This window comes from Microtetraspora fusca, from assembly GCF_001570365.1.
Lineage (GTDB): Bacteria > Actinomycetota > Actinomycetes > Streptosporangiales > Streptosporangiaceae > Microtetraspora > Microtetraspora fusca.
In genome coordinates, this window is record NZ_BBYK01000045.1 from 178,590 (window position 1) to 199,946 (window position 21,357).

The 21,357-nt window shown below is 71.3% G+C and carries 23 protein-coding genes; 8 read left to right on the plus strand and 15 right to left on the minus strand.

What is annotated here, in order from left to right; translation table 11 throughout:
- Positions 1–76 precede the first annotated feature (76 nt).
- Positions 77–706 carry a DedA family protein gene (locus tag AWQ68_RS14780; RefSeq protein ID WP_066940681.1) on the plus strand — a complete coding sequence of 210 codons (630 nt, stop codon included), beginning with the start codon at positions 77–79 and terminating at the stop codon, positions 704–706.
- Here AWQ68_RS14780 and AWQ68_RS14785 read toward each other — a convergent pair.
- Positions 693–1,436, minus strand: coding sequence for a GntR family transcriptional regulator (locus tag AWQ68_RS14785; RefSeq protein ID WP_066940683.1), 744 nt, complete (start codon positions 1,434–1,436; stop codon positions 693–695). The genes AWQ68_RS14780 and AWQ68_RS14785 overlap by 14 nt on opposite strands.
- Positions 1,437–1,550: 114 nt before the next feature.
- On the opposite strand from AWQ68_RS14785, the gene AWQ68_RS14790 reads away from it, so the two are divergent.
- Positions 1,551–2,057, plus strand: coding sequence for a hypothetical protein (locus AWQ68_RS14790; RefSeq protein WP_174554108.1), 507 nt, complete (start codon positions 1,551–1,553; stop codon positions 2,055–2,057).
- 232 nt (positions 2,058–2,289) lie between these two features.
- Here AWQ68_RS14790 and AWQ68_RS14795 read toward each other — a convergent pair whose 3' ends face one another.
- A complete protein-coding gene (locus AWQ68_RS14795) occupies positions 2,290–2,913 on the minus strand; it encodes an HAD-IA family hydrolase (protein WP_066940687.1) in 624 nt (207 codons plus the stop codon).
- Between the two features lie 33 nt (positions 2,914–2,946).
- The gene (locus tag AWQ68_RS14800) at positions 2,947–3,939 is read right to left on the minus strand and encodes an LLM class flavin-dependent oxidoreductase (protein WP_066940689.1); all 993 of its coding nucleotides are present in this window, start codon (positions 3,937–3,939) and stop codon (positions 2,947–2,949) included.
- Between the two features lie 597 nt (positions 3,940–4,536).
- Between AWQ68_RS14800 and AWQ68_RS14805 the strand changes: the two genes are divergently transcribed.
- A complete protein-coding gene (locus AWQ68_RS14805; RefSeq protein WP_066940691.1) occupies positions 4,537–5,298 on the plus strand; it encodes a DeoR/GlpR family DNA-binding transcription regulator in 762 nt (253 codons plus the stop codon).
- A gap of 178 nt (positions 5,299–5,476) precedes the next feature.
- On the opposite strand, the gene AWQ68_RS42455 is transcribed toward AWQ68_RS14805, so the two are convergent.
- On the minus strand, positions 5,477–5,713 hold the full coding sequence (locus AWQ68_RS42455; RefSeq protein WP_066940693.1) for a Tn3 family transposase: 237 nt from the start codon (positions 5,711–5,713) through the stop codon (positions 5,477–5,479).
- A gap of 275 nt (positions 5,714–5,988) precedes the next feature.
- Here AWQ68_RS42455 and AWQ68_RS14815 point away from each other — a divergent pair, with 275 nt between their 5' ends.
- The gene (locus tag AWQ68_RS14815; protein ID WP_066940908.1) at positions 5,989–7,017 is read left to right on the plus strand and encodes a fatty acid desaturase family protein; all 1,029 of its coding nucleotides are present in this window, start codon (positions 5,989–5,991) and stop codon (positions 7,015–7,017) included.
- Positions 7,014–8,531, plus strand: a complete 1,518-nt coding sequence (locus tag AWQ68_RS14820; RefSeq protein ID WP_066940695.1) for an MFS transporter — start codon at positions 7,014–7,016, stop codon at positions 8,529–8,531. The genes AWQ68_RS14815 and AWQ68_RS14820 overlap by 4 nt, the downstream gene beginning before the upstream one ends.
- Positions 8,532–8,537: 6 nt before the next feature.
- On the opposite strand, the gene AWQ68_RS14825 is transcribed toward AWQ68_RS14820, so the two are convergent.
- Positions 8,538–9,074 carry a TetR/AcrR family transcriptional regulator gene (locus tag AWQ68_RS14825; protein ID WP_066940697.1) on the minus strand — a complete coding sequence of 179 codons (537 nt, stop codon included), beginning with the start codon at positions 9,072–9,074 and terminating at the stop codon, positions 8,538–8,540.
- Between the two features lie 122 nt (positions 9,075–9,196).
- Here AWQ68_RS14825 and AWQ68_RS14830 point away from each other — a divergent pair, with 122 nt between their 5' ends.
- The gene (locus AWQ68_RS14830) at positions 9,197–9,847 is read left to right on the plus strand and encodes a YigZ family protein (RefSeq protein WP_066940699.1); all 651 of its coding nucleotides are present in this window, start codon (positions 9,197–9,199) and stop codon (positions 9,845–9,847) included.
- Here AWQ68_RS14830 and AWQ68_RS14835 read toward each other — a convergent pair.
- Positions 9,822–11,063, minus strand: a complete 1,242-nt coding sequence (locus AWQ68_RS14835; protein ID WP_066940701.1) for an isochorismate synthase — start codon at positions 11,061–11,063, stop codon at positions 9,822–9,824. The genes AWQ68_RS14830 and AWQ68_RS14835 overlap by 26 nt on opposite strands.
- A 150-nt stretch (positions 11,064–11,213) precedes the next feature.
- Between AWQ68_RS14835 and AWQ68_RS14840 the strand changes: the two genes are divergently transcribed.
- Entirely contained in the window at positions 11,214–12,050 is an 837-nt protein-coding gene (locus tag AWQ68_RS14840; RefSeq protein WP_066940703.1) for an SGNH/GDSL hydrolase family protein, read from the plus strand.
- Positions 12,051–12,143: 93 nt separating this feature from the next.
- Here the strand turns inward: AWQ68_RS14840 and AWQ68_RS14845 are convergent, their stop codons facing one another.
- The 9 genes from AWQ68_RS14845 to AWQ68_RS14885 form a co-directional block, all read right to left on the minus strand.
- Positions 12,144–12,749: a response regulator transcription factor gene (locus AWQ68_RS14845; RefSeq protein WP_066940705.1), complete on the minus strand. Its 606-nt coding sequence runs from the start codon at positions 12,747–12,749 to the stop codon at positions 12,144–12,146.
- The gene (locus AWQ68_RS14850; protein ID WP_066940706.1) at positions 12,746–13,879 is read right to left on the minus strand and encodes a sensor histidine kinase; all 1,134 of its coding nucleotides are present in this window, start codon (positions 13,877–13,879) and stop codon (positions 12,746–12,748) included. Before AWQ68_RS14850 ends, AWQ68_RS14845 begins: the two co-directional genes overlap by 4 nt.
- A gap of 22 nt (positions 13,880–13,901) precedes the next feature.
- Entirely contained in the window at positions 13,902–14,627 is a 726-nt protein-coding gene (locus AWQ68_RS14855; protein ID WP_066940709.1) for an ABC transporter permease, read from the minus strand.
- On the minus strand, positions 14,627–15,541 hold the full coding sequence (locus AWQ68_RS14860) for an ABC transporter ATP-binding protein (RefSeq protein ID WP_066940713.1): 915 nt from the start codon (positions 15,539–15,541) through the stop codon (positions 14,627–14,629). Before AWQ68_RS14860 ends, AWQ68_RS14855 begins: the two co-directional genes overlap by 1 nt.
- A gap of 173 nt (positions 15,542–15,714) precedes the next feature.
- The gene (locus AWQ68_RS14865) at positions 15,715–15,909 is read right to left on the minus strand and encodes a hypothetical protein (RefSeq protein WP_066940715.1); all 195 of its coding nucleotides are present in this window, start codon (positions 15,907–15,909) and stop codon (positions 15,715–15,717) included.
- Between the two features lie 155 nt (positions 15,910–16,064).
- Positions 16,065–17,279, minus strand: a complete 1,215-nt coding sequence (locus AWQ68_RS14870; protein WP_066940717.1) for an SRPBCC family protein — start codon at positions 17,277–17,279, stop codon at positions 16,065–16,067.
- A gap of 102 nt (positions 17,280–17,381) precedes the next feature.
- Positions 17,382–18,545 (minus strand): glycosyltransferase family 4 protein, encoded by a 1,164-nt coding sequence (locus AWQ68_RS14875; RefSeq protein WP_245655919.1) that lies wholly within the window; start codon positions 18,543–18,545, stop codon positions 17,382–17,384.
- A gap of 209 nt (positions 18,546–18,754) precedes the next feature.
- Positions 18,755–19,468, minus strand: a complete 714-nt coding sequence (locus AWQ68_RS14880) for a class I SAM-dependent methyltransferase (RefSeq protein WP_066940722.1) — start codon at positions 19,466–19,468, stop codon at positions 18,755–18,757.
- A gap of 223 nt (positions 19,469–19,691) precedes the next feature.
- Complete coding sequence (locus AWQ68_RS14885; RefSeq protein ID WP_066940724.1) at positions 19,692–20,723, minus strand: Rv2578c family radical SAM protein; 1,032 nt, start codon at positions 20,721–20,723, stop codon at positions 19,692–19,694.
- A gap of 294 nt (positions 20,724–21,017) precedes the next feature.
- Between AWQ68_RS14885 and AWQ68_RS14890 the strand changes: the two genes are divergently transcribed.
- Positions 21,018–21,290, plus strand: coding sequence for a DUF3040 domain-containing protein (locus AWQ68_RS14890; RefSeq protein ID WP_066940726.1), 273 nt, complete (start codon positions 21,018–21,020; stop codon positions 21,288–21,290).
- Positions 21,291–21,357 lie beyond the last annotated feature (67 nt).

The window sequence follows — 21,357 nt, forward strand, 5'->3', positions numbered from 1 at the left end:
CCTCCGGATGGATGTGGCATTGCCGGGGCGACGGCAGAATGGAGCTGCCGATTTCGCCCCGATCCCGAGGAGTGACATGCACGTCGAGGAGTGGCTGCAGACGATCCCAGCCGTCTGGGTCTACATCCTTGTCGGCGCGGTCATCGGGCTGGAGAGCCTGGGCATCCCGCTTCCGGGCGAGATCGTCCTGGTCAGCGCGGCGCTGCTGTCGTCCAAGGGTGTGGTGAGTCCCGTCGTGGTCGGCATCTGCGCCAGCGCCGGAGCGATCGTCGGCGACTCGATCGGCTACTACATCGGGTGGAGGGGCGGCCGGCCGCTGTTCGACCGGCTCGGCCGCAGGTTCCCCAAACACTTCGGACCTCCGCACATCGCCAAGGCCGAGCGGCTCTTCGACCGCTGGGGCATGTGGGCGGTCTTCTTCGGCCGCTTCGTGGCCCTGCTGCGGATCCTCGCCGGGCCGCTCGCGGGCGCGCTGCGGATGCCGTACTGGCGGTTCCTGATCGCGAACGTGCTCGGCGGCATCGTGTGGGCGGGCGGCACGACGACCGCCATCTACTACCTCGGCGTCGTGGCCGACAAGTGGCTGAAGGGCTTCTCCTGGATCGGCCTCGTGGCCGCACTCCTCTTCGGCCTGGGCACCACGGTGTGGCTGAAGCGGAAGGTCCGGGCCGACGAGGACGAGCCGGAGTCCGTCAGCGCTCGATGAGCGTGACCTCCAGGGAGTAGTGCGAGGCCCGGTACAGGTGGGAACCGTGCTCGACGGCCCGCCCCTGGTCGTCGTACGTCGTGCGGACCATGGTCAGCAGGGGCGCGCCGCGTCGCTCGTCCAGCAGCCGCGCCTCGGCCGGGGTGGCCGCTCGGGCACCGATCCGCTGGTTCGCCACCCGCATCCTGACCCCGGCGGCGCGCAGCAGCTCGTACAGGCCGCGCTCCTGCAGGGAGGTGGCGGACAGGTCGGCGAGGCCGATCGGCAGCCAGTTGTTGAGCAGGGCGAGCGGCTCGCCCCCCGCGTAGCGGAGCCGTTCGATCCGGAGCACCTCGGTGCCCTCGGGGACCGCGAGGACGGCCGCCACGTTCTCGTCGGCGGGCGCGGTCGCGATGGCGAGCACCTGGGTGGCGGGCTCCTGCCCGGCGCGCCGCAGGTCGTCGTACAGGCTGGTCAGCTCGACCGACCGCTTGACCTGGCCGTGGACCACCTGGGTGCCGACGCCGCGCTTGCGGACGAGCAGGCCCTTGTCCACGAGGTACTGGATCGCCTGCCGGATGGTGGGACGGGAGAGCCCGAGCCGGTCCGCGAGCTGGATCTCGTTGTCGAGCCGGGACCCGGGGGCCAGGTCGCCGCGGCGGATCGCCTCCGAGATCTGCTCGGCGACCTGAAAGTAGAGGGGGACGGGACTCGACCGGTCCAGGTCGATGTCCAGGCGCTCGGAAGTCACACGTCGAGATTAGCGGACGTCATAATGTCCTGACGAAGGGCGTGTGTCCGCGGGCGGCCCGGGCCCCCCGGCAGTGCCGCCGGGTGTGCCGGTTCCCGCCGGTCTGGGACGGCCATGCGCGGGCGCGTTTGTCGGTTGGCGCTCGGCGCCCTGCGGTTCTGGGAGAGAGGGGCCTGGCAGCGGGGGCACGGGGTCACCGCCGCCGACGTCGAGGCGATCATCGGCGCGGTGCCCGAGGCGCTCAAGGGTCGCTGCCTCACCCGGGAGGAGCTGGTCGAGGCGGTGATCGAGGTGAGCGGCGTCGCCCATCTGCGGCAGGCGCTCACCTCCGGCTGGGGCGCGCTGCTCAAGCCGCTGAGCTTCCTGGGAGAGCTGTGCTATGGCCCGCCCCGCGACCTGGAGGCGCTGCTGCCGGCGGCCGTCCGGCCCAAGGTGAGCCGCGCGGCCGGGTGGATCTCGCCGGTCGTGGTGCATCGGGGGAGGGTGGCCGGGGTCTGGGAGGCCAAGGACGGGCGGCTCGCCGTCGAGCTCGCCGAGCCGGTGCCGCAGGCGCCGCTCCAGGCCGCGGCGGAACGGATCGCCGCGCTCCTCGGCCGCCCGGCGGAGCTGGTCATCGAGTAGGGGAGCGAGGCGCCATCACCCGCCCCGAGCTCGACAAGGCCGTCGCCCCGGCCCGCGAGTTCCGGGCGGCGGGCGCGGCCACGCTCGTGGTGCACGAGCACAAGCGGCTCGGCGCGGCCTGGACCTGCGCATGCTCCGCGAACACGACCAGGCAACCGCCGCCAAGGGCCGCTCGGAAGGGTGGCCGTCACGGTGAGGTGGGTCTTGTCGGCGGTGGCCGAGCCTGTGGTGGTCATGCCGTGCCGGCCTGCAGCCAGGTGTCGATGACGGGTGTCAGCTCGTCGAGTCGGGTGAAGAGGTGCCCGTGCATGCCGATGGCGTGTGCTGCTTGCACGTTCTCTTCACGGTCGTCGACGAAAAGGAAGTCGGCGGGTGTGGCCTGCATGGCGACGACGCAGTGGTGGAACGCCGCTGGGTCCGGTTTCGCCGCGTTGATCTTTCCGGACAGGGCGATGTGGTCCAGGTTCCGCAGCCAGGGTTGCCCGGCGAGGAAGACGTCCGCGTGGTCGGAGGGGATGTTGGACAACAGGGCGACCTCGGTGACGTCACGCAGGGACTGCACGTAGGCGACCATGCTGTCGTCGACGCGTGACCAGCTGTCGATGTCGGCGAGCCGCAGTTCCTCGATCGTGTCGGCGTCGACAGGGAGTGACAGCCGTCGCAGTACGGCCGTCCAGTACTCGGGCGCGGACTGCTGCGCGGCGTCGTAGGGCGGGCGGCAGGCCCAGTACGCCTCGGCGAAGGCGTCTGCAGGTGCGTCGCACCGGGCGGCCATCTTCGCCAAGGCGTCCGGGCGTTGGTGGAGGGCGATGACTCCGAAGAGGTCGAACAGCACGATTCGTCGGTCGGTGAACATGATGGGGTTCCTCCGGATCCCGGCGGTTTCGGTTCAGGGGCGGGGATTCAGGGCCCGGGCGAGCGAGTCGAGGGAGGCCAGGGCGTCGGGGCCGGTGGGAGCGAGGACGACGCTGGTCGCGCCTGCTGCGTGGCGGGCCTTGATCGCTTCGCGTGCCTGATCGGGGGTGCCGGAGATGCTGAGCTGGCGGACCCAGGCGGCGGGCAGGGTCTGGGCGAATCGCCGGGCGTCGGCGCAGGCGGCGCGGTGTTCGCGCAGCTGTGTGGCGAATGGCAGGGGGTCGATGTGCGCGGCCCAGTCCGGCTCGCCGATGGCGGTCAGGCCATCGCGGACACGGGCGAGAGCGGCATCCTCGTCGTCATCTACGGCGGCGGCGTCGTAGGTGACGACTTCGAGGTCACGCGCGCCGGAAGTGGTGCTCAGATGCCGCAGCGAGGAGGCGATGTAGGCGGGGGCCGCGGGCTCGGCCAGGAGGAGCCCGTCGGCGACCTCGCCTGCGGCTGCCTGCGATTTGGGGCCGCGCACACCGAGGACGACCGGCGGGACGATGTCGGGGATCTCGCTGAGGACGACGCCTTCGCAGCGCACGTAGCGGCCGCCTGCCGGGCCGGGCTCGCCGCGCATGAGCAGGCGCAGCGCGGTCGTGTACTCCTTGATCAGCGTCAGGGGGCTGGTGGGCCAGGCTCCGGCCTGGCGCATCCAGCCGGGCATGCCGTGGCCGACGCCGGCGATCAGCCGGCCGGGGTAGAGCTGGGCGAGGGTGGCCAGTTCCATCGCGGCGAAGCACACGTTGCGGGCGCCGGCGGGCATGATGCCGATGCCGACGGCGATGCTGGTGGTGCTCGCGAGGACGGGGCCGGCCTGGGCGAGTCCGCCGCGCCAGCCGAGGTCCTCCACCACCCATACCTGGTCGAACCCCAGCTCTTCGGCTCGCCGGGCGTAAGGCAGTATGTCCCGGACGGGCAGGTCGCGGGGCAGCATGACACCGACACGGTTGCGGGCGGCGGTGGCGTCTGTCTCAGGCATCGCAGGCTCTTTCTGTAGGCGGCGGGTTCTTCCTCACCGGTCTGGGGCCGGCCGAGGGGTGGGCGGTCAGAGGCTGCTGTGTGCCGGCTCGCGCGTGCGGTCGGCTCCGCTGCGCAGGATTGCGGCGCTGGCAGCGGCGATCACGCACAGCAGGGTGAGCACATGCTCACGTCCAGGCAGCCGTGGCCGAAGCCGAAGACCAGCAGGGCACCTGCCAGCGTCCAGGGATCCCGGGGGAGGCCGGGCAACACCAGGGCCGCGCTACCGAGAACGCCGGCGGCGGGGACCACGACCCGCGACCCGACGCGGTCGGTCGACGCCCGGCAACCTGCATACCGATGAAGGCCCCGAGGCCCAGCAGCACCAGCAGGCTCCCCAGTGTCGCGTGGCTGATGCCCGCGCGCTCCCCGATGGCGGGAATGTGCACCACCCACGTGCTCATGAGGCTGCCGCAAAGAATGAAGTAGACGCAGGTTGCCACGCGGGCGACTCGCAGGGGATGTTTCACACCAACCACCATAACGAACATGCTCTATGTTTGAAATCTGAGTTTTCAAACAGGCTACATGTTCGTTTCGGGTGGTGTTGAATCGGGGTATGAGCAACGCGGACCGTCACGGGATGATCGCCCAGGCCGTCAGAGAGTCGGGCAGCGTCACGGTCCAGGAGCTCGCCGAGCTGACCGGCGCCTCGGAGATGACCATCCGGCGCGACCTCGACGCCCTGGCCGCGCAAGGCGTCCTCGAACGCGTCCGCGGCGGGGCACGCACCCTGCTGCTCAGGGGTGAAGAGCCGCCCTTCGCGCTGCGCGCCCGCGAGGCCGTCGAGGCCAAGCGCCGGATCGCCGCCGAGGTGTCCTCACTCATCGCCGACGGCGAGACCGTCCTGCTGGACAGCGGCACCACCTGCCTGGAGGTCGCCCGCCTGCTGCATCAACGGCCGGTCACCGTGATGCCCCTGTCCTTGCAGGCCATCCACATGCTCGGTGACTCGCCGGGGCCGGCCACGCTGATGGTGCCCGGCGGACGGCCACGCGCCGCCGAGGGGGCACTGACCGGCCCCCTCACCCTCGCCTCCCTGTCGGCGCTGCGCTTCGACACCGGGGTCGTCGGCTGCTGCGGCCTGAGCGCAGCCGAGGGTCTGACCGCCTACGACCTCGACGACGCGGCGGTGAAGAAGGCGAGCATCACCTCCAGCCGCCGCATCATCGTCGCCGCGGACGGCAGCAAGCTCGGCCGCACCGCTTTCGCCTACGTCGGCCCCACCACGCTGCTGCACACCCTCGTCACCGACACCACGGCGCCCGCCGACGAGGTGGCCGCGCTCGAAGGCGCCGGCACCGTCGTCAAGATCGTCTGACAAGGCCGCCGCACGGGCGCACCGCGCTCCACACCCCAGGCCGCCGGTGTGCCCCTGAGAAGCCCGAAGTCCGGCATGTCAGCCGCCCGCGCGCCCCCACCATCAGCCGGGCGGACTGAGGGGGACGCCGTCCAGCTCCAGGTAGCGGCTCATGTCGAGGTCGAAGCGCCGTGCAGGTTCAGATCCGACCAGAACAAGCCGTCAGCCCGCGCCGGTCGGCCGGGCTCAGCCGCTCGTGCCACCCCGGATCTCGCAACACGATCTGGATCAGGTGCGTGTTGAGGTAGGTGATGGCGGCGGCGGTCAGGTGCAGCGCCGGCGCGGAGACCTCGACGTTCTCCCGGTCGTCGCCGGTCAGGTCGCCGGCCTTGCCGTGGAACAGATCCTTACTGGCGGAATCGAAGTTCTCCACCACGTTGAGGCCCTCTCCGCCCGGCCGGTGGTCGTCGTCCGCATGGCCTTGAACAGCAGCGCATCCTTCGACCCGAAGTGAAGCCGATGAAAGCCAGGTCGGCGCCCGAGCCCTTGGCCATGTCGCGCACCGTGGTGTGCGCGTAGCCACGCTCCCGCAGGCAGCGCCTGGCACCGTCGATCAGCTTGTCTCGCAGTCCCATGTCGCCACTCTATCCAAACATTCGTTACAAACATTTGTTTTGTACGTCTGATTGAAACATGTGTATGGTCGGCGGCATGACTCAAGCAACCGCGACGGCCCCGGCCGCGAGCGACTTCAGCCGCCTGTCCAGACGTGTCCGGCAGGCCGGGTTACTCGACCCGCGCCCGCGCTACTACCTGGTACGGCTCAGCGTGGTCGCGGGTCTCTATCTCGCGGGCGTGGCGGCGTTCTTCCGGCGCGGCGACTCCTGGCTTCAGGTGCCGCTGGCCGCCTACTTCGCGATCGTCTTCGCTCAGGTCGCCCTCGTGTTGCACGACCTGGCACATCGGCAGATCTTCCGCCTCAGACAGCCGAGCGAGACCCTGGGACGGCTCGCGGGCAACCTCGGGATCGGCCTCGGCTACGGCTGGTGGATGAACAAGCACACCCGCCACCACGCCAATCCCAACCACGAGGACCTCGATCCGGATGTCGTCCCCGACATCCTGGTGTGGTCACAGGAGCAGGCACGCGACAGCAGCGGGCTCGCCCGGCTCATCGGCGGCCGACAGGCGTCGCTGTTCTATCCGCTACTCCTGCTGGAAGGGCTCAACCTGCATGTCGCCGGCGTGCGCGCGCTGCGACAGCCCTGGATGAAGCATCGCGTCCTGGAAGGCGCGCTGCTGCTCGCCCACTTCGCCCTCTACCTGGGCGTGCTGGCCTGGACCCTGTCACCCGGCAAGGCGCTGGCCTTCCTCGCCGTGCACCAAGGCCTGTTCGGCCTCTACATGGGCTGCGTCTTCGCGCCCGGCCACAAGGGCATGCCGACGCTGACCGGGGACACGAAGCTCGACTTCCTGCGCCGGCAGGTGCTGACCACCCGCAACGTACGTGGCGGCCGGTTCGTCGACATCGCGATGGGCGGGCTCAACTACCAGATCGAACACCACCTCTTCCCCAACATGCCCACCCCCAACCTTCGCCGGGCGCGGCCGATCGTGCGGGCCTACTGCCGGCAGCTGCGCCTGCCGTACCACGAAGTCGGTTTCGTGGCCTCGCACGTGGAGGCCCTGCGGCACCTGCACCACGTGGGCGCCCCCCTGAGGAAGGAAACCCGCTCATGAAGGCCGGACACAAGCAGTGGATCGGACTCGCCGTACTCGTCCTGCCGGTCCTGCTGATCTCCGTGGATCTGCACGTGCTGTCGTACGCGCTGCCGTTCATCAGCGCCAGTCTGGCGCCGAGCAGTTCCCAACTGCTGTGGATCATCGACATCTACCCGTTCGTGCTGGCCGGGCTCCTGCTGCCGATGGGCACTCTGGGCGACAGGATCGGACGGCGCCGGCTGCTGATGGCCGGTGCGGCCGCGTTCGGCGCCGCCTCCGCGATCGCCGCCTTCTCGACCGACGCGGGCATTCTCATCGCCACCCGGGCCCTGCTCGGTGTCGGCGGTGCCACACTGATGCCCTCGACGCTTTCGCTGATCCGCAACATGTTCCCCGACGACGGCCGGCGCCGCGTCGCCATCTCCATCTGGACCGCCGCCTTCGCCGGCGGTGCCATGCTGGGGCCGCTGATGGGCGGCGCGCTGCTGGAGCATTTCCGGTGGGGGGCGGTGTTCCTGGTCAACCTGCCGGTGATGGCGCTGCTGCTGGTCCTGGCCCCGCTGCTGCTGCCGGAGTCGCGTGATCCACGTCCGGGCAGGTTCGACGTGCTCAGCGTGGCGCTGTCGCTGGCGGCGATCCTGCCGGCCATCTACGGCGTGCAGCACATCGCCCAGGACGGCTTCGGCCCGCTGCCGGTGCTGGCCATCGCGGCCGGCCTGGCGCTGGGGGTGGCCTTCGTGCGCCGCCAGCGCGCGCTGCTCGAGCCGATGCTGGATGTGCGGCTGTTCGGCAGCCGCGCGTTCAGCGCCGCCATCGGTACGAACACCCTCGGCGTCTTCGCCATGGTCGGCTCCAGCCTCTTCACCACCCAGTACCTGCAGATGGTCATGGGCGCTCGGCCGTTCGTCGCCGGCCTGTACGCCCTGCCCGCGGCGGGCATGGCCATGCTCGCCGCGGCGCTGGCCCCTGTTCTGGTACGGAGGGTCCGTCCGGGGCTGGTGGTCTGCGCCGGGCTGCTCATCAGCGCCACCGGGTTCGCGCTGCTGGCCAGGCTGGACACCGGCGGCCAGGCGCTGACACTGATCGCCGGGATCATGCTGATGGCCGGGGGTGTCACGATCGCCCTGACGGTCTCCTCTGACCTGATCATCGCAGCCGCGCCGCCGGATCGTGCGGGTTCGGTGGCCGGACTGTCGCAGGTGGCCACCGAATTCGGCGGCGCGCTCGGCATCTCCCTGCTGGGCAGCATCGGCGCCGCCGTCTACCGCGGCCACCTCGCCGGCACCGGCGCCCCCGCGCAGGCACTCGACACCCTCGGCGCCGCTCTGGAGGTGGCGCGTCGCCTGCCGCAGCCCGCAGGCGACGCCCTGGCGGACGCGGCCCGTGAGGCCTTCACCCAGGGCCAGCATTACGCCATGATCGCGGCGGCCGCGGGCTTGTACCTGATGGCGGTGCCGGCGCCGATCCTGCTGTGGTCCATACGGCGTGCCGACCAACCGGAACGGCGTAGCGGCCAGCACGCGACGCGGTAACCCGCCTCAGGCGGTGGCCGCCTCGGCGACCGACCGGATGCCGCGGGCAAGGTCTTGGGGAGTCGGGGCGTTGTCCGGATCGATGCTCCACCGCACCAGCAGGCCGATGATCAACGTCAACAACACCTGACCACCCTCCTTGTCCTCCTGCGGCAGTCGCTTGCCCAGCTCACCCTGGGCAAGCGACTGTCCCTCGGCCAACCGGGCCCGCACCTCGGGGAGATGGGCCGCCTGCGCCAGCGTGTCGACGTTGGCTCGCCACAGCGCCGGGTTGCTCTGGAAGGAGTCGATCAGTTTGCTCCAGAACGCCGCGAGCCACTCTCGGGAATCGTCGGGGAGGGCCTTGAGGATCTCCCCGATCGCTTCGCCGGTCGTTTCGATCATCGCCTGGGTGAGGAGGGCGTCCTTGGAGCGGAAGTGGTAGTTGATCGCGGCGAGGTTGCTACCGGAGACGGCGACTATGTCTCGCACCGTCGTGCGCGCGTAGCCGCGCTCGGCCAGGCACTGCTTGGTCGCGGCCAGCAAATCCTCGGGGACTCCCATGCGGGGATCCTACCAGCGCGGCAAACACTCGTTTCAAACATATGACTGGCGACAGGGGTGGAATGAATCTACAACGTAAAGGCGCCGGGCCGGTCGCGAGCCGCACTGACTAGGCTGGCCTCGTGCCCTCCTATCTCACGATCATCGACCCCGTGGAACACGAGACCGACGTCCGCCGCTCGCGGTTCATCTGCGCGCTCGCCCCGGTCGGTACGGAGGAGGAGGCCAGGGCGTTCATCGCCGAGCGCAGGAGGTTGTACGGCGACGCCACCCACAACTGCACGGCGTACGTGCTGGGGGACCGGGTGCAGAAGGCCGACGACGACGGGGAGCCGGGCGGCACGGCCGGGACCCCGATGCTGGAGGTGCTCAACCGGCGCGGCTTCGCCGACGTCGTGGCCGTGGTCACGCGCTATTTCGGCGGCGTCCTGCTGGGCGCGGGCGGCCTGGTCAGGGCGTACGGCGGGGCGGTGGGCGAGGCGCTCGACCGGGCGGTGAGCGTGCGTATGGTCCCCGCGACGATCATGTCGGTGGTGATCGACCACGCGCACGCCGGGCGGCTGGAGAACGACCTGCGCGTCTCGCCGTACCCCGTGCGGGCGGTGGACTACGGGGCGGACGTGACCTTCGAGGTGGCGGTCGCCGACGGCGCGCGGGACGGCTTCGCCGGCTGGCTCGCGGGCGTGACGGCGGGCCGCGCCATCGCCCTCCCGGGGGAGGGGGTCCATCTCAGGGAGGACGCGGCGGTCAGCTCTCCAGGGCGTAGCGCATGACGCGGAACTTCGCCTGGGCCTCGGCCAGCTCGGCGACCGGGTCGGAGTCGCCCATGATGCCGCACCCGGCGAACAGCCGGGCGCGGTTGCCCGTGATCTGCCCGCAACGCAGGGCGATGCCCCACTCGCCGTCGCCCCTGGCGTCGATCCAGCCGACCGGCCCGGCGTAACCCGCCCGGTCCATGCCCTCCAACTCGCGGATGACCTCGAGGGCGGTGCCGGTGGGCGTGCCGCCGACCGCCGCGGTCGGGTGCATCGCCGCGACCACGTCGAGCACGGACGCGCCGTCCGACAGCCGGCCGGTCACCCGGCTGGCCAGGTGCTGCACGTTGGGGAGCACGAGCAGTTCGGGCTCGTCGGGCACGTTGAGCGCCGAGCACAGCGGGGCGAGCGCCTCCCGGACCGAGCTGACCGCACAGACGTGCTCGTACCGGTCCTTGGAGGAGGCGTACAGGGCCGCGCCGCGGGCCAGGTCGTCCGCCTCGTCCTCGCCGCGCGGGGTGGTGCCCGCGAGGACGAGCGACTCGATGGCGTTGCCCCGGTGGCGTACCAGCAGCTCGGGGGTGGCGCCGGTGAAGCCGTCGACCGAGAACGTGTAGCACTCGGGATAGCGGGCGGACAGCCGGGACAGCAGGAAGCGGACGTCGATGTCGTTCTCGGCGACGGCGTTCAGGTCGCGGGCCAGGACGACCTTGTCGAGCCGGCCGTCGTTGATCTGCCGTACGGCCTGCGCCACGGCGTGCTGCCATTCGGGCGCGGTGAGGGAGCCGTCGCCGTACCGGATGCGGCCGGGCGGCGTCGGCGGTGTCCGGAGGCCGGGCCGGTGGCCGGCGTCGTGATCGTCCTCGCCGATCGTGGTGAGCCAGGCGCGGCCGCCCCTGCGGGCGAGCACCACGCGCGGGACGACGAGCCTCGATCCTGGAGCGTCGGCCTCGAAGGTGAACGACCCGAACGCGACGGGCCCCGATCCGGGCGCCTCCACGTCGTCGTCGATGCGCGCGTCCGCGAAGAGCGCCGACATCCAGTCGCGGGCCCAGCGGAACCGGTCCGGGCCCGGCGGCACGGCCGCGCGGGCGGCCTCGCCCCAGCCCACGAGTCCCTCCCCGTGCCGGATCCAGGCGTACGGCGCGGTGTCGGGAAGGCAGGAGACGAGATCTCCGGGATCGCCGACGGGAACCGTGCGCACCACGAGGGGGCGGATGAGAGCGACACTCACTTGAACCACTTTACGCAGAATCTGAACATGTTCGACATCAGCCCCCCTGGTCCGTGCGCTGTCAAGCGGTGATAGGAACTTGGTCACAGAAGGCACGGCTTCCCGAGAGGCGATGGAGCACGCCCGGCGGCCCTTTCTACCTTTGGCCGCATGAAGATCGCGTCCATTCTCGCCGCCGCGGCTCTGCTGCCGCCTGGCGCGGCCCACGCCCCGACCGCCTCCATGGTGATGGCGGCACTGGGCGACTCGATCAGCTCCGGGTTCAACGCCTGCGGCTGGTACGTCACCTGCGCGTCGCGCTCGTGGTCCACCGGGGACAGCTCCGACGTGAACAGCCACTACATGCGGCTGCGGAAGCTCATCCCGGAGATCGACGGCCACAACGTCAACCTCGCCGTCCCGGGCGCGACCAGCGCCGACCTGGTCGGCCAGGCGCAGGAGGCGGTCGCGCAGGGCGCGCGCTACGTCACGGTCCTGATCGGCGCCGAGGACGCCTGCAAGGCCACGGAGAAGGAGATGACGCCCGTGGACGTCTTCGAGCGGCGCGTCGGGGAGGCCCTGGCCGTGCTCCGGCCGACCGGCGCGCGGGTCTTCGTCAGCAGCATCCCCGACCTGCGGCGGCTGTGGTCGCTGGGCAGGACGAGCCTGCTGGCGCGGGGCATCTGGGCGCTCGGGCACGTCTGCCCGACCATGCTGGCCGATCCCACGTCGACCGCGGCCGTGGACCGGCTGCGCCGGGAACGGGTGCGCGGCCGGGTCATGGCCTACAACGACCGCCTGGAGAAGGCGTGCCTGGCGTACGGCCCGGCCTGCCGTTACGACGGCGGGGCGGTGTTCTCCTTCCCGTACACGCTGCGGCATGTGAGCGGGTGGGACTACTTCCACCCGAACGGCGAGGGGCAGCGCGCCCTGGCCAAGGTGACGTTCGAGGCGGCGTTCCCGGTGGGCGCCGCCTCCCCGGGGCTGTCCGGAGCCGGGGCGGTCTGACCGCGCCGTTCGACCGTCGGCTCCGTCGCGCCGGGCCCAGCCCGGACCCCCTCCGCGGCACGTCGGTAGGCCCGCCTCGGCCGCCCGGTGTTCTCAGAGCCAGCCGTTGTGCCGGGCCTGCCGGGCCGCCTCGATTCGATTGCGGGTGCCGGTCTTGCCGATCGCCGACGACAGATAGTTGCGTACCGTGCTCTCTGACAGGTGCAGCCGGGCGGCGACGTCCGCGACCGTGGAGCCGTCCGCGGCGGCGGCGAGCACGTCGCGCTCCCGGTCGGTGAGGGGACTCGGGCCGGTGCTCAGCGCCGCTGCCGCGAGGGTCGGGTCGATGACCCGCTCGCCCGCGAGGACCCGGCGGATCGCCGCGGCCAGCTCCTCGACCGGCCCGTCCTTCACGAGGAAGCCGTACGCTCCTGCCTCCATCGCGCGCCGCAGATAGCCGGGGCGTCCGAACGTCGTGAGGATCAGCACCCGGCAGCGTGGGAGGCGGTCGCGCAGCTCGGCGGCGGCGTCGAGGCCGCTCCGGCCCGGCATCTCGATGTCCAGGAGCGCGACGTCCGGCCGCGCGCGCAGCGCGGCGGGCACGACGTCGTCGCCGTCGGACACCTGGGCGACGACCTCGATGTCGTCTTCGAGGCCGAGCAGCAGGGCGAGCGCGCCGCGCATCATGCCCTGGTCCTCGGCGAGCAGGACCTTGATCATGTGTTCAGCGTCACCTGGAGCCGGAACCCACCGGACGGTGCGGAATCGGCGGACAGCCGCCCGCCGGCGGCCCGCACCCGCTCGCGGAGGCCCGCCAGGCCGTTCCCCTGCCTGGTTCCTCGTTCCATGCCGGGGGCGGGGGAGTGGCCGCCGCCGTCGTCGCTGATCCGCAGCTCCATGCCGCCGTCCGTCCCCTGCTCCAGTTCGATCTCGCACCGGGTCGCCCCGCTGTGCCTGATCACGTTCGTCACCCCTTCTCGTACGGCCCAGCCGAGGAGGGCGTTCACCTCGGGCGGGAGGTCGACGGACTCCGTCCGGATGGTGAGGCCGATCCCCGCGTCGGCGAGCGCCGTGCGCGCGGAGTCCAGTTCGGCGGCCAGGCCGCGCCCCCGGTAGCCGGTGACGGCGGCCCGGACCTCGGTGAGCGCCTGGCGCCCGATCCGCTCGATGTCGGCGGCCTGCTCCGCCGCCGCGTCGACGTCCCTGGGCGCGAGTCGTCGTACGGCCTCGGCCTTGACGACGATGACCGACAGGGTGTGCCCGAGGAGGTCGTGCAGATCGCGGGAGAAGCGCAGCCGCTCCTCGGTGACCGCCGCCCGGGCGAGTTCCTCGCGGGTGCGCTGGAGCTCCCGGATGGCCTCCCACAGACGGATGATCACAGAGGGGACGAGGCCGGCGCAGAGGACGCCCCACACGAGGCTCAGGATGGCGGTGAGATCGCCGTCCCGCCATCGCGCGATGGCGGCGGAGACCGCGCAGAGTGCGAACAGCAGGGGCGGCATCTTCCGCCCTCTGACGGTCACGCCGAGCGCGATCGCCAGCATGACCAGCAGATACAGCCAGTTGTCGCCGAACCCGGCCGTGCTCGCGCACACGGCGAGGGCGAGCAGGGGCAGCCAGAGGCGCAGCGCCCGGCGGCGGTCGGCGAAGGCGAAGCGGATCGTGACCAGGTAGAGCGCGCTGGCGAGGGCCACCGCCGTCCAGGCCAGCCACAGCGGGTGGGAGCGTCCCTGTGTGATGTCCCAAACGGGTCCGCCGGTCAGGAGGATCCAGAAGACCATGCCCTTGGCGTCCGGGCCGCGTTCGCCTTCGCCGAGCGGGTTCAACCAGGGCTCGTCGCTCGATGCCACTTTTGTCGCTGTTTTCAGCTCTTTAGGCCGTCCTGCCCGCACGGCGGTAACCGTACATCGCGTACAGGCCGAAGACGACGAGCCAGCCGGCCAGGACGGCGGTCTCGCGCAGGCCGGGCGCCTCGCCGGCGACGGCGTGCCAGGAGAGGCTGGCGTAGCTGTTCGACGGCGTCCACTCCGCGATCGCGCGCAGCCAGTCGGGGAAGTTGGTGGTGGGGATCCACAGGCCGCCGACGATGGCCAGGCCCAGCATCGTGGCCAGGTTGGCCATGGAGGCGGTCTGGCCGCTGAGACGGTAGCCGTTTCCCAGGCCGAGCAGGGAGAACGGCACGGTCCCGACCCACAGCAGCGCGACGATCTGCACCCACTGGGCCGCGGTGAGCGTGACGTGGTTGACCAGGACGCCGGTCAGCAGGACCGCGGCGATGCTCGGGACGACGCCCAGCACCCCGGTGACCACCTTGCCCGCGACCACCTGGGCGGGCGTCAGCGGCGTGAGCCGGAGCTGGCGCAGCCAGCCCGCCGCGCGGTCCTCGGCGATGCCGCTCCCGTTGTTGAACGCGCTGCCCAGCGCGCCGTACGCGGCCATGCTCACCATCGCGAAGAGCGCGGCGTCGTGCTTGTCGCCGGGGGTGATGCCGAGGTTGGTGAAGAGCAGGTACATCACGACGGGCATGATCACGCCGAATACGATGTAGCCGCCGTCCCGCAGGGACCGGACGAGTTCGAGGCGGATGTAGCCGGGCATCACGCGTTCTCCTTGAGAAGAGCCGCGCCGGAGGGGGCCGCGGCGGTGGTGAGGGCGACGAACGCGTCCTCCAGGTCGGCCGGGGTGACCTCGATGTCCCGTACGGCTCCCGCCTGGGCGAGGGCGATCACGGTCGCGTCCGCGTCGGTGCTGCGCAGGGTGGCGCGGTCGCCGTTGATCTCCATCCCGGTCACGCCGGGGAGCCGGCCCAGCCAGGCGGCCTCGCCGGAGACGGTCACCCGGACGGTCGTGGCGGCCACGACGCGCTTGATCTCGGCGCTGGTGCCGTCCGCCGCCACCCGGCCGCGGTTGATCACGATGACGCGGTCGGCCTGCTCGTCGGCCTCGTCGAGGTAGTGCGTGGAGAACAGGATGGTCCTGCCCCGATCGGCGAAGCCGCGCATGCTCGCCCACAGCTCCCGTCTGGCCTCGACGTCCAGGGCGGCGGTCGGCTCGTCGAGGACGATCAGCTCGGGGTCGCCCGCGATCGCCATCGCGAACCTCACCCGCTGCGCCTGGCCGCCGGAGAGCCGGTCCACCCGCCGGTCGGCCAGCGCGGTGAGCTGGGCGAGGGCGAGGATCCGGTTGAGCGGGAGCGGCTCGCGATAGGTCCCGGAGACGAAGGTGAGCAGTTCGCGCACGGTGACCCGCGCGATGATCCCGCCCTCCTGCGGCATGGCGCCGACCCTGCCCTGCCGTACGGCCCGCTCGGGGTCGCCGCCGAAGAGGGACGCCGTACCCGAGTCGGGCGGGAGCAGTCCGAGGAGCATGCCGATGGCGGTGGACTTGCCCGCGCCGTTGGGGCCGAGGAGCGCCACGGTCCGGCCCCTGGGGATGGAGAGCGTCAGGCCGTCCGCGGCCCGGGTGGAGCCGAACGTCTTGGTGACGTTCGCCAGGGATGCTGCGATTTCCATGGTTGGAACGCTACGGAGACGCGGCTCGCGGCCGTAGATCGAGGCATCCCGGATTGGGCGGGACAAATGTCACGGGACCGGCTCGTCACGACCCGGTGGGCGCGCAGCAGACGGAGTGCGTGCGACACCGCCGGCTCGCCGACCCCGGCACGGTGCTCGCGGTACCCGGACGGTCAGGTCGGGTACGGAGGCTGGTTCTCGGGAGGAACGCCGCCTCCCTTGCCGCCGCCCTTCTTGCCCTTGTCCGTGCCGTGCGGCCGCCCCTTGCGCGCCTTCCCGACCCCGGACCGCGCCTTGGTCTCCGCCGCGTCCTGCGTGGCGCCCCCGCGACCGGAGCGGCGTGCCTCGGGCTGCTGTGGCTGGCCCATCGTTCCTCCCCCACTGCCGTTTTCTCCACGCCGTGGAGCAGGGATCCATCTGCCCTCCGATGGGAACGCCATGCACGGGGGGCCGGAAAGGCCGGCGCGGATCGTGCCCTCCCTCATGTCGGGGTCACGTTCCCCCGTCAGGGACCGATCGGGGCTCAGGCGTGGGTGACGGCCGGCTGGACGGCCGCCTTCTCGCTCTCCGCGAACGTCTTCAGCCGCATCAGGTCCTCCCGGAGCTTGTGGACCGGGTCCACGCCGAGCAGCTTGGCCACGGCGTGGCCGATCGCGCCGACCGCCGGGTTGTAGGCCATCTGCACCTGCACGCGGGTGCGGCCCTCGCCCTCGGGCGTCAGCCGCAACGCGCCCGCGTGCGCGAAGAGCTGCCCCTCGGGCGTCTTCCAGGCGATCTCGCGGTTCTCCTCGCGCCGGGTCTCCACGGCGTCGAAGCGGACGCACGTCCCGGCGGGGCCCGCGATCACCCAGTGGGACCGGCCGTCGCCGAGCAGGCGGACCTCGAGGACGTCCGGCATGATCTCCGAGTAGCGCCGGTAGTCGCTCACCAGCCGCCAGAGGGTCTCCGGCGAGACGGCGATGGAGATCGCGTCCTGGAGGTCGATCGCGCGCCGTCCCGAGCTGATCCCGGTGAGCCGCCGCAGGGACAGGTTCGTCGCCGCGCGCAGGGCGAGGACCGTGCAGGCGGTGCGCGCCGCCCACGAGAGCGGACGCGGCAGCCTGCCGGTCAGTCCCCACGCCAGCGCCGCGCAGCAGGCGACGAACAGGCGCGCGCTCGGCGACCACCGCTGCTGCAGCAGCTCGGGCACCGGCCTCCTCGGCCGGGACGTGCCCTGCAGCCCCGGCGTGTCCCCGGCGTCGTCGTGCGCCCTCCAGCGGAGGTCGACCCGCCGCACACCCGGGACCCGCCGCACCGCGCGCCGGGCCCGCTGCTGCTCGGCGCTCAGGACGTCCCCGGTCAGCGTCACGACGCCGCCGTCCACGTGGACCTCCACCGCGTGCGGATGCGAGACGTAGCGGCCGAGCTCCGCCCGTACGCGTTCATACAGGATCCGGTCGTCCACGGCGGATCTCGCGCGCAGGCGGTGCCGGGCGCCCGCGACCGCGCCGCGACCCCGTTTCGGTAGATCGCTGGAGAGGACGGCGACGCCGTTGTACACCTTGTGCGTGGCGTGCGCGGCCTTGTCGCGCACCCGCGCCCGGCGGGTACGGCCCCGGTCGGGATCGCACAGGTACTGGATCACCGCGCCGGCGCAGACGCCGGCGCCGGCCGCGCCGAGGGTCCGGCGCAACGGTGTCCGCTCCACGAGCACGATGTCGGCGTAGCGGTCCCGTTGAGGATGAGCGGAAGTACGCATAATGACCATGCCTCCCTCGCTGTGCTCAGCCTCCTTCGCTTGTTCGTCGCCCTCTACCCGGCCGGTCGCCGACGATTCACCGCGCCCGCCGCGCTCGTGCCGTCACCGCGCCGCTTCGTCGTGGGCCCGCGCGTACTCACCTGCCGGGCCCTGATCGGTCTGCGTCGCGGCTTCTTCGCGGCACAGGCCGTGCAGGAGCTCCTCCCAGCGCGCGCCGATGACCTCCAGGTCGTAGCGGGCCGCCTTCTCCAGGGCGTTGGCCCCGAGCGTGCGGCGCAGCTCCTCGTCCTCGATGAGGGTGCAGATCGCGTCGGCCATCGCGTGGATCTTCTCGGGTTTGACGAGCAGGCCGTCGTGTCCGTGGGTGATCAGCTCGGCTGGGCCGGTCGGGCAGTCGTAGCTCACCACCGGCAGACCCTTGCTCATGGCCTCGAGGATGACCATCGGCAGGCCCTCGCGGCGCGAGCTGAGCACGTAGATCGACGACTGGGCCAGCTCGCCGCCGACGTCGGGGACCGACCCCATGAGCAGCACCTTCCCGGTCAGCTCCCGCTTGTCGATCGACGCCTGGAGTTTCTCGCGGCGCGGGCCGTCGCCGAAGATGCGCAGCGTCCAGTCGGGGTAGCGGGCCGCGACGTGCGCCCAGGCGCGGATCAGCAGATCGTAGCCCTTGGTGTGGGTGAGCCGGCCGACCGCGATGACGGTCTTCTCGGTGAGGGGGGAGCGGCCGCCCGTCAGCCTGGTGACCGCGTTCGGCACCTGGGCGAGCAGGCGCGGCCGTGTCTTGAGCGCCCGCTCGTACGCCTGGAGGTCGGTCTGGGTCAGGGTGACGACCGCGTCGAGCCGGCCGTACCGGCGGGCGATCCGTTTGCGCAGCTCCGGGCCGTGGCCGCTGAGATTTCCGTGCTCCTGCGCGATCGTGATGATCTCCGGAGGCGCCACCAGGGACATGATCAGATTCAGGCCGGGGCGGGTCCCGATGAGCACGCCGCGCCGCCGCCCCCGGATGTAGCGGATGAGCTTGAGATCGGTGCGCAGCGTGAACCAGTGGTATGCCGCCTCCTCCTTCGGGACCAGCCTGGTCGGGAAGCGGGACAGCAGACCCTTGCGGCGCGGGAGCCGGTCGTCCAGGTAGCGGATCCGCACGCCGGGCGGTACGGGGAAGAAGGGCTCCTCGCGTTCCCGTACGACGCTCACGATTTCGACATCGTGTTCCATGGCGAGGTGGCCGGCGAGGTTGAACACGGTGCGGATGGTGCCGCCCATCCCGTTTGCGTGTAGAAGGAGGATACGTACCTCATGGGTGTTTCGCGGATCTGCGCGCCTAGCGCGACTTCTGTCGCGTGCTGAACGCATTTTGACCACAAAACGCCGTAATAGCCCCGTAAAAGACAAAAGATGTCCCCGTCCTATATCAGCTTTTACCCCTATTTCCTAGGACGAAGAAGGACGCGTTTACGTTGGTGTGATTTGTCTCACATCAGGTGCCAGATCGTCGTGCGCTTGTACGGAACGTCCTCAAGGACGGCGGGGACCAGGTGGACGCCGACCGGCTGGAAGAGGCTCCGCGGCAGGTAGGAGCAGGCGCGCTCCGGGGCGCCCACCAGCACGGTCCGCCTCGCCGCCCCCGGTGCGGCGCCCGCCCCGTGCCGGTCCGCGGTCTCCTTTTCACCCGTCGCCGTATCCCCGTCCGGCGTCCGAGCGTCCGGGTCGGACCGCGCCCGGAGCAGGAAGGGCGTCACCCGCGCGGCGAGCGCCGCGTCGTAGAAGGCGTCGCCGACCAGCACCACGTCCTCCCGGGGCGTCGTCGCGAGGATGTCTCCCCGGCGGACGGTCACGGCCGCCCCGTTGGCGCGGGCGTTGAGCGCGATGGCCGCCGCCGCGTGCGGATCGATGTCGTTGGCGACCACCGCCGCCGCGCCCGCCACGGCGGCGGCCACGGCGACCAGGCCCGACCCCGAGGCGAGGTCCAGCACGGTGCGGCCCCTCACCAGCTCCGGGTGGTCGAGCACGTGGCGGGCCAGCGCCTGGCCGCCCGCCCACGGGTACGCCCAGTACGGCAGGTCTCCGGTGCGCTCCCAGAGCGCGAACACCTCGTCCTGCTCCTCGGCGGGCGCGAGGTGCAGCCGGATCTCCGGCACGTACGGCACAGCCACCAGCCGCGTGTGCGCCCGTACCAACCGCTCCATGCCCGAGCCCTCCCCGCCGCGTCGCCCGAGACCACCGACATGGCCCTCGGAAGCGAGAACGCGGATGGCCGCGGACAGGATCCCATCGAAGGGCCGTCCGGCGGTGACACTTCACGTCGCGTCGGCCGCACGCGTGGGCCTGGATGGTGGCCGGCCCCTCGGACCACCCGGCTCGACGGCGACCCGGTCGAGATCCGCGGTCTCCGCGCAGGGCCCGGCGAGGTCAGAGCAGGGAGAGCTGCTCCGGCCCCGAGGGAGGCCGTGGCCGCTCCCGCCGGACCGTGCGCGCTGCCCGGCCGGTGGACCGCCCCACGCCGTATCGCCGCGCCAGCTCGGTCACCTCGCGCCCGATCCGCTCCTGGTACGCCTTCGGAGCGTAGGCGCCTCTGCCGTACAGCTCCTGGTAGCGCGGGACGAGACGCGGGTGCTCGCGGGAGAGCCAGGTGAAGAACCATTCCCGGGCGCCGGGGCGCAGGTGCAGCACGATCGGCGCGACGTGGGTCGCCCCGGCCGCCGCGATCTCGCGTACGGCCGCGTCCAGCGCGCTCGGCGAGTCGGTGAGGTAGGGGAGGATCGGGGCCATCAGCACGCCACACGGAACGCCGCGGCCGTTGAGCGTGGCGCAGACCTCCAGCCGCTTGCGCGGCGCCGGCGTCCCCGGCTCGACCGAGCGCCACACGTCCCTGTCCAGGAAGCCGACCGACACGGCCGTGCTCACCTCGGTCACCTCGGCGGCCTCGGCGAGCAGGTCGAGGTCGCGCAGGATCAGCGAGCCCTTGGTGAGGATCGAGAACGGGTTGGCGGCGTCCCTGAGCGCGGAGATGATGCCGGGCATCAGCGCGTATCGCCCCTCGGCCCGCTGGTAGCAGTCGACGTTCGTTCCCATCGCGATGGGCGCGCCGCGCCATCGGGGAGCGGCCAGCTCCTTGCGGACCAGGTCGGGCGCGTTGACCTTCACCACGATCTTCGAGTCGAAGTCGCGGCCGGCGTCCAGGTCGAGGTACTCGTGCGTCCGGCGGGCGAAGCAGTAGACGCACGCGTGGCTACACCCCCGGTAGGGGTTGATCGTCCACTCGAACGGCACGTGGCTCGCCCCGGGCACCCGGTTGACGATGGAGCGGGCGTGGACCTCGTAGAACGTGATGCCGCGGAACTCCGGGGTGTCGAACGTCCTGGTCACCGCGCCGCGGGCGAACAGCGGCACGGCAGGATCGCCCTGGCCGGTGTCGTCCAGCCGCAGGTTGTCCCAGCGCATGATTCGATTAGAACAAGATTTCGATATGGATCGCAACTCGGACCCGCGGCTCCCGTATGCGGCAAACATCGCGATCGGTCGTTGATCGGATGGGCGGCACAAGAAGCTGCAATCAGGTTCAACGGGCACTACCGGCCGCAAAAGTTACGCGGAGTTACTTCTTCTCTGGTGTCAACGACACGCGACGCCCGTGAGGCCAACGGATCGCAAATACCCGACCAGGAAACGGCTAACGATCTTCATCGTTGGGCAGAACGTCCGCACACACCTTGCATTACCGGGAGGTGCGCCATTATGGCCTGGTCGCAGGATGAAGAGCGGATGCTGGCGTTGATCGAACAGCACCTCACCGATGAGGATCCGCGGCTCGCCGCCCGGCTTGATTCGTTCAACGAGCGGGTCCAGCGCCGGCAGAGGGGACGCCGACGCGATGACCACGTGCGACGGCGAAGCATGCCGCGGCGGTCGACGATCATCATCGTGGTGAGTTGGTTGCTGATCGCCACTTTGATCGCCACCTTGCTCATCATGGCGTTGCACAACGACGCCGCCGCCTTTCCCGCCTGAGCCGCCCGGCGCGCCTGCCGCCTCGCCGAACGCCGGACCCATCACGCCCGTGGCCTGACCGGCTCCT